Annotated in this window: 8 protein-coding genes; all 8 read right to left on the reverse strand. The window is 59.5% G+C overall.

Annotation, left to right across the window (positions count from 1 at the left end; genetic code table 11):
- Positions 1-19: 19 nt before the first annotated feature.
- The gene (locus CKW22_RS23100) at positions 20-2,050 is read right to left on the reverse strand and encodes a pyridoxamine 5'-phosphate oxidase family protein (RefSeq protein ID WP_033699906.1); all 2,031 of its coding nucleotides are present in this window, start codon (positions 2,048-2,050) and stop codon (positions 20-22) included.
- Between the two features lie 27 nt (positions 2,051-2,077).
- Positions 2,078-2,707, reverse strand: a complete 630-nt coding sequence (locus CKW22_RS23105; protein WP_033699908.1) for a glutathione S-transferase family protein — start codon at positions 2,705-2,707, stop codon at positions 2,078-2,080.
- Between the two features lie 161 nt (positions 2,708-2,868).
- Complete coding sequence (locus tag CKW22_RS23110) at positions 2,869-3,411, reverse strand: UPF0149 family protein (protein ID WP_033699909.1); 543 nt, start codon at positions 3,409-3,411, stop codon at positions 2,869-2,871.
- Between the two features lie 89 nt (positions 3,412-3,500).
- The gene (locus CKW22_RS23115) at positions 3,501-4,493 is read right to left on the reverse strand and encodes an asparaginase (RefSeq protein ID WP_033699910.1); all 993 of its coding nucleotides are present in this window, start codon (positions 4,491-4,493) and stop codon (positions 3,501-3,503) included.
- Complete coding sequence (locus tag CKW22_RS23120; RefSeq protein WP_371856444.1) at positions 4,490-5,599, reverse strand: hypothetical protein; 1,110 nt, start codon at positions 5,597-5,599, stop codon at positions 4,490-4,492. The genes CKW22_RS23115 and CKW22_RS23120 overlap by 4 nt, the downstream gene beginning before the upstream one ends.
- Before the next feature lie 55 nt (positions 5,600-5,654).
- Positions 5,655-6,551: a nitrilase family protein gene (locus CKW22_RS23125; protein ID WP_033699912.1), complete on the reverse strand. Its 897-nt coding sequence runs from the start codon at positions 6,549-6,551 to the stop codon at positions 5,655-5,657.
- A gap of 147 nt (positions 6,552-6,698) precedes the next feature.
- Complete coding sequence (locus CKW22_RS23130) at positions 6,699-8,633, reverse strand: FAD-dependent oxidoreductase (RefSeq protein ID WP_033699915.1); 1,935 nt, start codon at positions 8,631-8,633, stop codon at positions 6,699-6,701.
- Between the two features lie 154 nt (positions 8,634-8,787).
- Positions 8,788-10,431 (reverse strand): acetolactate synthase large subunit, encoded by a 1,644-nt coding sequence (locus tag CKW22_RS23135; RefSeq protein ID WP_033699916.1) that lies wholly within the window; start codon positions 10,429-10,431, stop codon positions 8,788-8,790.
- Positions 10,432-10,797 lie beyond the last annotated feature (366 nt).

Here is a 10,797-nt window from a genome sequence, read left to right on the forward strand (position 1 = left end):
AGAGCCCTTGCAGACCGCATCAAAGTTCCAGCACCAGGGCCTGCCCGCCCTCCCCCACGTTGGCCGGCACTGCACAGCAGATCAACACCGTGCCCTCATCAGGCATTTCTGCTGGCGGGTTCGGGTAATGCACCTGGCCACTCACTACCCGGGTCTTGCAGGTGCCGCATGAACCGCCCCGGCAACTGAAGTCCGGCGACAGTCCGCGCGCCTCGGCAAGCTCCAGCAAGGTCCCGCTGCCCGGTGCCCAGCGCGCCTCCTTGGCCGAGCTGGCAAAGTACACCGGCACGGGTTCGCTGGCAGCCGGCGGCTGTTGCAGCACAGGCTGGTCGTCATCGGTGTGCCGCCTGAGCGTCGAGGGCCCGAAGGCTTCGGCATGGATGCGAGCGTCGGGAACGTTCACGGTGCGCAACCCTTCGTACAGGTCCTGGGTAAAACGGGCGGGGCCGCACAGGTAGAAGTCATAGTCATCCAGCGTCAGCGTGGCCTTCACCTGCTCGATGCCCAACCGGCCAGCATGTTCGTAATCGCGGCCCAGCACAGCCTCTGCTTCAGGCTGGCTGAGGCAGCGGTACAGGCCCAACAGCGCGCCAGCCTGCCGCTGCAGGCTGGCCAGCTCCTGCTGGAACGGTAAATCCGCCAGGCTGCGGGCACCGTGAAACAGGTGAATACGTCGGGCCTGGCGCTTGGCCAATTGCTCGCGCAACATGGCGATGAGTGGGGTGATGCCCACGCCCGCGCCGATCAGTACGATCGGCCGTTCGCTTTGCTCATCCAGGGTAAAACTGCCCATGGGCAGCCGCACGTCAAGCAGATCCCCCACGGCGATGCGTTCATGCAGATAGCGCGAGGCCGGGCCCTGGGCCTTGACGCTGATGCGCAGGTAGCCGTCCGACGGCGCGCTGGAGACGCTGTAAGTACGCACCAGCGGGGCGTCACTGCCCAGCGCGATACGCACAGGGATATGCTGCCCCGGCGCAAACTGCACGGGTGCATCTGCCGCCAGGTAGAAGGAGCGTATATCCCGGCTCTCCTGCTCCAGGCGCACCACGCGCCACGCCAACCACTGGCGCTGGCGCTCGCGCTGCTGCAGGCGCGTGTCGGCCTCTGCCCAGGTACCGGTCATCAGGCTGGTCGGCGCGTATTCCTGGAACGCCCAGCGCAACGACACCGCTTTCGGGCGCCACACCACCCGCTCGACCTCCAGGGTCCACAGCCGCTCAGCCCCCTCGAAGGCGGTGATGGCAGGGCTGTCCAGTATCACCTCGGCACGCCCGGACAACTGCAGTACATTGCCCGTGGCAAAGTCGATGAACAGCAAGCCAGCCAAGGGGTTGACCAGCAAGTTGCCCAGCGTGTTGAAGTGCAGGTTGCCGGCGTAGTCGGGAATGCTCAGGCGGTTGCCTTGGACCTTGACGAACCCTGGCCGGCCGCCGCGGTGGGACACGTCCACCGAACGCTGGCCGTCTTCGTGGTCGACGTAGCTTGCGACGAAAAAGGTATCGGCCATCTCGATCATGGCAACGGCGCGGGCATTGAGTGCTGTCGCATCGAAGCGACCTTGTGCGGGCTCATCGATACGGGTGTAGTCGCGCCGTTGAATGTACTGCGGGCAGTTGCCGAACGACTGCTCCACGGTTACTTGCAGCTGGCCGTTGGTTGCCTGGCTGATCATGCCGTTGATGCGGTTGCGCCGGCGGGTATGCAGTTCGATGCCCAGCAGCCCGATCGCCTGCCCGCCCGCCAGGCCTTGTGTGGCAGGGTCATCTGCGTTCAGGTACGCATCGATCGTCAGCTGCCGCGGGTGGGGCGAGCTGACGAAGCCTTCCGGGCCTTCGAGCAGCGTCGCCCACGGTTTGCCATAGGCATCCACGCTGCCCGCCACCATGAACGGCAGTTGCTGATAGAACGCGCGATGCTGATCGGGCATGTGGTCGCGGATTACCTTCTGCCCGAACACCTCCATGCGCTCCGACACACCGACCTTTTCCTGCAGGGTCTTCTCACCGCTGTGCCAAGGTGACGAGCGATGGCCTGGGAGCTGATGCATGGTGGCATTCCTCGGAAGGGTTGGGGCTTAAACGGTGGCTTGCAGGCCCGCCACAGTGCGCGGCATCGGCACGAAACCTGGCAACGCCTCGACCCGAGCCAGCCAGCTGCGCACGTTGGCGTAAGGCTCCAGCGAGACATTGCCTTCCGGTGCGTGGGCGATATAGGAATAGTTGGCGACGTCGGCGATGGTGGGGGTGCTGCCAGCCAGGAAGGGGGACTTGGCCAGTTCGGCGTCAATCACCTTGAGCAGGGTATGGGCACGACCGATGACTTCATCGGTGTTGAACGAAGCACCGAACACCGTGACCAGGCGAGCGGCGGCCGGGCCGAACGCCAAGGGCCCTGCTGCAACCGATAACCAGCGTTGCACGCGGGCTGCGGCCGCGGGTTCCTCGGGCAACCAGGTGCCGTTGTCGTACTGCTTGGCCAGGTACACCAGAATGGCATTCGAGTCGGCGACGACCGTGCCGTTGTCATCGATGACGGGGACTTGGCCGAACGGGTTGAGGGCAAGGAACTCGGGCTGCTTGTGCGCACCCTTGGCCAGGTCGACGAAGACCAGCTCGGTGGGCAGGTTCAGCAGCGAGAGCATCAGCTCAATGCGGTGGGCGTGGCCGGACTTGGGGAAGTTGTAGAGTTTGATTGGGCTCGACATGGGCTTGGCTCCTGGACAGCACCGGAATGGGCTGATGGAGGCCATGTTGAACTGATTCGACAGGCAACAGAATTAGCGCGGGAGGGAAACGATAATTTCGCACAGCGAAACAATCGGGGTAGAAGCGACATCCGGCCGCTTCTACAGGGGATGCGGTCGCTTCAATGACGCTGACGATGGAAGCGGTACAACGCGCGTGCCGCGTCGATTACATGGGGGACACAGGCTTGAATGTCGTCCTCGCTCATTTGGTCGAGCAACTCGAAATTGTCTTCCAGGCCGTGCAGCGAGATCGCTTTGAGCAGGGGATCCTGCGCCGCAGGCAACTCGCTCCAGCCTGCGACCTGGGTGCCGCGCATGTAACCGAAGCACCACTCCTCCATGATGATCACTCCGTTTTCACCTTCTTCGAATACCGGCTCGAAGTGATCGACGTTGTCAGCGAGCTCTTCCGCCACCTGGCTGGCATAACGCAACATCAGCGCCGTGTAGGCCTCTTCGTGCGCAGGCTTCTTGAAGTTTGGCACCTTGCCACCTGCAACGGCAGGTAACCATTGTTCGGGGTGGACAGTGACCGGCGAGCTGGCAAGGGCGGTGAAAAAGCCATTGAGCTCGGCCAGGTTGATCACCGAGTAATCGTTGCCGTAAGTGATCAGCAGGTCTTCAAGGCGGTGGAGTTCTTTTTCGCTGAGGGCGCGGAGCATCGAGATTACCTGTTAAGCAAAAGTGCAAGCACCCTAGCACAGCAAGCACCGGAAGACTGCCCACAGCTATGCTGCTGCGGGCAGTTTCTCTACTGATTAAGCCAGGTATGTAACAGTGACTGTCTCCCCGTGCCGATCAGTAACCAAAGCAGAATTCGACACTTGCGCGGGCAAAGCTGCCCCGCCATGTGCACGCCCTGTTTCTGCAGGTCAATCTCGGCGCCGACAAACCCATAGGTCGCCCGCGCCGTAGGGCCACTGCCTGTGCGGCTAGCAACTATGATCGGCATGCTCGGCAGCAGTTGCTCCAGCATCTCGGACCAGTTGCCAGAGACGTGCCCTGCACCAAAGCCGGCAATGACCAAACCTTCGTAGCCCAGCATCGGCAGGGCCTGCAAAAGGGCAGTATCCGCATCCAGGCAGGCCTCCAACAGTACAACGCGATGCTCTAGACGATGGGGGAGTGGCAATACGAAGCGTGGCGGAGGCTGTTGATGATAGAACGCAACCCCCTCGACCACTTCACCAAGGGGACCCCTGCCGGGTGACTCAAAAGCAGCCATCGCCAAGCTGGCAGTCTTGCGAACGCTCGCCGCGCTGTGGATCTGGTCATTGATCACGACCAGCACGCCGCGCCTATGGCTGGCAGGGGCTAACGCCACCTGTGCTGCTGCCAGTATGTTCGCCGGCCCATCACTTCCCGGCTGGCTTGCCGAGCGCATCGCACCGGTCAGCACCAAAGGTGTATCCAATGGCCAAAGCAGGTCGAAGAAATAAGCCGTCTCCTCCAGCGTATCCGTTCCCTGGGTGAGAATCACGGCCTGTGCACCCCGCTCCACCTGATCGCGCGCCCATGCCAGTACTTCAAGAAGCATCATGAACCCAAGTGAAGCGCTGGGTACCATACCCAGCGTCGCCACTTCGAGAAGCGCCATCTCCCTCAACTCCGGCAGCATTGACAATTGCTTCTCACAATCGAGCGTTGGCGTTACACCACATTCCACCGCACCAGTCTGCATGCTCACTGTGCCACCCAGGCTGGCGATCGCCAGCCGTGGCAGTCGTGTAGTAGCCTCAGTCATACCCCACCTTCTGCAATGAGTCCTACCAACGGCACTATTGCCAACGTGCTGATGGCCATGGACAGGACATTACCGATATAGCCATGCACATGGCTCGGCAGCCGCTCACTGATGGCCGTCGCCAACGGCGGGGAGAGCAGCGCCCCCAGCACTGCGCTGATCACCACAACCTGCCAGTCACCGCCGTGAGTCAGTACGGCAACAGGAACGATCGAGACAATGGGTATGTATGTGGGATACCAGCCACGCGCTTGCCATTGACGACGCCACACCAACACACCCACCAATGACGCCAGAGCTTGCCCTGCCACCATCTGCACGACCATTTGCGAGCCGTAGGCAGGTGCAGCGGGGGCAATCACGTAAGCCAACAGCAGGCCCAGCAACAAGCCGAGACTGGCAAGCTCATTACCGAAAAAAGGGGCTTCGCTGAAATCAGCCAATACGCGTCGAAGGACCCAGACCAGACCGTAGTCAGGCTGAATGCAGACTGCCTGCAATCCATTAGGCCTTTGCCCCAGCTTCACCCATGACGGGAAACGCTTACACATCATGAAGGCCGCAACGCTTGCCGCGGCCATGCCGCTAACGTTACCGATGAGCACCGGCAACCCCAGGGGGACACATACATAGTTGACCAGCAGCAGGCTTGCAGGCGTAACCAACAGCGCTCCGAGCACCGCACCGCTAATTGTCACCTGCCAGCCGCCGCCAAACAGCAGGACCATGGCAGCCGGCAACGACACGAAGGCAACGAAGGTCGGTTGCCAGTCTCCCCCGGCCAGGGTCCACCCCCACAACAGGTGGCTGAGCAACAGACTCAACAGGGAGCTTGTGAAAACCCACGGCCACAGACCATTGCCATAGCAAATGGCAAAGCCTTGCCAGCGGTAGCCACGAACATAGGCCCAATGCGCCAGACAGGCACCCAGAAGTAAGCCCAGCGCCGGCAACTCGTGCTTATAGAAAGCGACTTCGCTGATGTCGCCGACGATCCAGCGTAACCGGCTTAGCGGCTGATCAAGAGTGGCGGTCATTTGCGTGTAGTCCGGCCATTGCCCGAAAAACAGGCTACCGATCAGCAGCGCCGCCAGACACACCAGCATCACCAGCGATGGCCATTGCCTAATAGGGAATCTTAGATCTTTCATGTCCAAGTCCTCAGCGCGGCATCGGAGCATGCAGCCGATAACCGAGGGTTGGGTCATAGAGGTCGGTACGACGGTCTCGTGGGAGATCATTGAGACTGTTCCAAATAGGGGCAGAACGCGCCGCACTGAGATCGACATCGGCATAGATGACGCTCTCCTCTTCTGCACTTGCAATCTCACCGATCGGCCAACCGTTGGTGCCCGCAATGAGTGAACAGCCCAAAAAGCGCCCACCACGCTCACTGCCAATACGGTTGGCAGCGGCGATAAAAACGTTATTGACGTGTGCTGCGGTCATGGTCAGGTAGGTCGCCATACAGCGCCCGGCCTCATCGAATAGCGGCGGCGGCGTCCACACCCAGTTGTTAAGGCTGCAGAGAATGTCGGCGCCTTGCGCAGCCATCAAACGAGGGACTTCAGGAAACCAAATATCCCAGCAGATGAGCAAGCCGATACGGCCGATAGGCGTTTCGAAAACAGGGAAACCGAGGTCGCCTGGGGTGAACCACAGCTTTTCCTGATTCCATAGGTGCGCTTTGCGATAGTGCCCAAGCATACCTTCAGGGCCAAAGAGGACTGCGCTGTCATAGAGCTTCATACCGTCTCGCTCAGCGAATCCAGCAGCCAAGTAAACGTTATGGTCCCGCGCAAAGCCCGCCCAGGCTTGAAGACTGCGGCCTTCCTGCAGGTTCTCCGCATGGGCATAGGCCTCGTGCCGCGATTGAAACGTATAACCGGTGTTGGCAAGTTCCGGTAGCACAATCAGATTGGCACCCTCTCGCGCAGCCCGGCGGGCCAATGCCAACCCCCTGCTCAAGTTACTATCACAGTGGTCGATCCCCACCTGAGGGTCGCACTGGATAACTGCGATTCGTACCGGACTAACAGGGACGCGATATTCAGACATGGCGGCTTCCTTTTCTGTTGTTGTGGAAGGGCGCCAGTAAAGCGGGGTTCAGCTTGGGAGTGATAGTCAGGTCACTCCCATACACTCGTAGGGAAAAAGAGCACACATTGAAGGAAAGTTCCTACTTACGGACTACCCGTGCCCGCATTACCGCACTTGATAATGGGGATAATGCTCCAGGGTGAAGCCACCATTGAACGTTGCTGCCGTGCGATCGCAGAGGTTGATAACGGTATCGACCGCCGTACGCAGACATGGCTCGGTCCAACCTGCGTCAACAGAGAAGGACTCTCCCGCCAGGTAAAGGCCAGAAGCAGCACTCAGGTCGCGGTTGTACTTCATCAGCCTAACCGCATCGTAATATGTGCCAGCTCTATACAGCTTTGCACAGCCGAGGGCATTTCTATCTGTCATCCAACGCTGTATGCAGATATTTCGAGTATCTATATAAGGGGATATTGCCTCCCCCATGTTGGAGCAGCGCAGGAGAATTCGGTCGAGTTCCTTGATGCATTTGTGGGCCAATTCCCCGTCAGATAATGCACCCAATTTGGTTGCATCATCTTCCCATGTGTAACTGAGCAAGATGCAGTCATCGGGGTAGCTTTCGTTGTAGCGATAAGCATAAACATCATGAACGAAGCTGTCAGTGACCAGTATCTGCGGGAGCGTCAAATTGGAGTCGAGGAAGCTTTTCTTCAGTGGGGCGTAGACCTTGCAACTCGTTTCCCAATGGGCATGCTTCCAAGCATCAATGATCGGTTGTGGCAGAATCTCCCTATTGAAACCACTGATTTGTATCTGGGTTTCAATTAGCCAGGAAGGCGTGGTAAGAATCACGCTGTCGAATTCGTCATCCAAGCGCTGGCTGTGTTCCGGATTACTTTGCTGCCAGTGATATTCGACCCGGATACGGCCATCAGGTAGCTTGTGCAACCCGCAGACTGAACTATTAGTCAGCAGGCCATTGGGTCGTTGAATTAAGTGGTCATACAGCGATGTGCCTTGTATGCCGACCTCCATGAACAGAAGACAGTCATCCATCGATGCCAGACCGAGATAGGATGGCCCCTGAAACATGAGCCCTTTGCTATCAGGTAGACGACCGGCCCCTAAATAAGGTGCTGCGTACGGTATGCCGCTTTCATCAACCCGCCCGTGTACCAATTGCAAATGGCTGCTGAAACCAAAGATCGCGGTACGAAGCGGATACAAGCAACAAACGTCGTAAAATGCTCCCCAACTGCCATCACCGATGCCGATCGCGTAGAAAATTGCCGACTCGTCGCTGTTCATGCCTAACCCGCCGAAGTCTTCCGGACGTTCAGGACTCCAGTTTTCCAGGGCAGGCAATTGCACCAGATCACGAAATGACAGGCGGTGATAGCGTTCCACGATGGCAGACCACATCGACTCCCATTCCCGTGTGCCATAGTGAGCAGCGACCTGAGCGGCGAACTGCTCAGCAAAGCGCCGCCATTTGTTATAGACCCTCTGCAGCGTGAGCGTGGGCGGTGGCGTCAGCCCCTCTGGGTTACGCCATAACAACAACGTGGGCTCACCCTTCCCATCCAATTGCCCCTCTCGGAGATAGATTCCGGTGGCATTCACCCAAGGTGTACCGGGATTGGGAAAGTCGGAAAGGCGCAACTCGAACAAACTGGCGTAGTAGGCCATGAGCGAGCATCCGTCCTTGGGCGCCTCTCCTGTCCTGTTGAAGAACGGCATGCGCATGGCCCCCATCTCGAATGGGGTAGTAGGATGTTTGTGATCTCCAAGCGTGTTGACCACTGTCAAATGACGCCCGCCTATACGCTGCGACTGCTCAATCAAGGTGATATGGGTAAAACCGCAGCGCAACAGCTCCCGTGCCACAGTCAAACCAGTAACACCGGCGCCGATAATGCATATCCGATGATCCGGTTGGGTGGCACGGGCTATACCTCCCGCTTGACTGATCAAACGGCGGTAATCAAAACAAAGGTCCGGTGGATTGGGATAACGTGCAGCCCATGGCAGGGACGGGGCTGAAGGCTCGATGGCCAAGTGAGCGGGGTGGTTGTGCGTTGATCCAATAGTCATGTTCTCATGTTCGCCAAGGGGTTGGGGAACATGAGAATGGCGGAGCTTACGTAGGCAAGAGCGGTGTTTATTTAATACCACTCGATGCTGACCCAACGTATTCACGGGGCAAGTCGGAATGATGCTCCGACTTGCCTCGCAAAGGGGTTAGGCCTTACACCGCCAGCGCGCGCTCACGCAGCTCGCTGTTGAGGATGCGGTCGTTCTCGCTGTAGTCGACCGGGCAGTCGATCACGTGCACACCTGGGGTCTTGATGCAGTGCTCGAGCAGCGGCAGCAAGCCTTCGGCGCTATCCACGCGGTGGCCATTGGCACCGTAGGCTTCGGCGTATTTGACGAAGTCCGGGTTACCGTAGTCCAGGCCGAAATCGGTGAACCCCATGTTCGCCTGCTTCCAGCGGATCATGCCGTAGCCGTCGTCACGCAGAATCACCACGGTAACGTGCATGCCCAGACGGACTGCAGTTTCCAGCTCCTGGCTGTTCATCATGAAGCCGCCGTCGCCGCACACCGAGATCACCGGGCGGTCCGGGTACACCAGGTGCGCCGCCATGGCCGACGGCAGGCCAGCGCCCATGGTCGCCAGGGCGTTGTCGAGCAGCACGGTGTTGGGCTTGTGCGCCTTGTAGTTGCGGGCGAACCAGATCTTGTAGATGCCGTTGTCCAAAGCCACGATGCCTTCGGAAGGCAGCACGCGACGGATGTCGGCCACCAGGCGCTGCGGGTAGATCGGGAAGCGGTCATCGTCGCCGCCTTCGGCGATTTGGGCTTCGTTGGCTTCACGGATGGCCATCAGGCGGGTGAAGTCCCAGTGCGAGGTGTCGCCCAGGCCTTCGGCGATCTGCCAGACGGCGTTGGCGATGTCGCCGATCACTTCGACCTGTGGGAAGTACACGGCATCGACTTCGGCGGAGCGGAAGCTGATGTGAATGACTTCAGTGCCGCCACGGACCATGAAGAACGGCGGCTTTTCGATCACATCGTGGCCGATGTTGATGATCAGGTCGGCGGCTTCGATCGCACGGTGCACGAAGTCACCGGACGACAGCGCAGCGTTACCCAGGAAGCGCGGGCTGCGCTCGTCGACCACGCCCTTGCCCAGCTGAGTGGTGACGAATGGGATACCGGTCTTGTCGATCAATTGCTTGAGGACCTTGGCGGTCATCTTGCGGTTGGCACCGGCGCCGATCACCAGGATCGGGCTGCGCGCGGTGCGCAGTTTCTCGATGGCGGCTTCGATGGCCACATGTTCGGCCAGCGGACGACGGTGCAGGCTGCGGGGGATCGGCATGGCATCGGTCTGCTCGGCAGCGATGTCTTCCGGCAGCTCCAGGTGCACGGCACCGGGCTTTTCCTCTTCGGCCAGGCGGAACGCTTCACGCATGCGCGAAGGGATGTTGTCGGCCGAGGCGAACTGGTGGGTGTACTTGGTGATGGGGTCCATCATGCCGCACACGTCGATGATCTGGAAGCGGCCCTGTTTGGACTTCTTGATCGGCTTCTGGCCGGTAATCATCATCATCGGCATGCCGCCGAGGTAGGCGTAGGCACTGGCGGTAACCAGGTTGGTCGCGCCGGGGCCGAGGGTCGACAGGCTGACGCCGGTCTTGCCGGTCAGGCGGCCATAGGTAGCGGCCATGAAGCCCGCGGATTGCTCGTGACGGGTCAGTACCAGCTTGATCTTCGACTTGCGCAGGGATTCCAGCAGGTCGAGGTTCTCCTCACCGGGAATGCCGAACACATACTCGACACCTTCGTTTTCCAGGCATTGCACAACGACATCGGCGGCCTTGGCCATCTTGCTCTCTACCTCAAGTGATAGGACGGTGAAAGTCCATAAATGCGCAGCACGGCACGCTGGCATCGCTCTATCCGGGCGCGAGGTTGCCCCGAACCTAAGTCTTGACGCAGGCTAGGCAGGGCAAAGTCACGTGTACGAACAGGATTAATTGTCGCACCCTTGAGCGCAGTTGAAGAGGTACAGGACGGACAAAACATCTTTGCCGGGAGACAGGGCTATAGCTATAAAAACGCCGAAAAGACAAAACCCCTACCTGCTTGCGCAGATAGGGGTTTTGCGAAATGAATCTTGACGATGACCTACTCTCACATGGGGAGACCCCACACTACCATCGGCGATGCATCGTTTCACTACTGAGTTCGG

Origin of the sequence: Pseudomonas sp. Irchel s3f19 (genome assembly GCF_900187555.1) — a bacterium.
Classification (GTDB): domain Bacteria; phylum Pseudomonadota; class Gammaproteobacteria; order Pseudomonadales; family Pseudomonadaceae; genus Aquipseudomonas; species Aquipseudomonas capeferrum.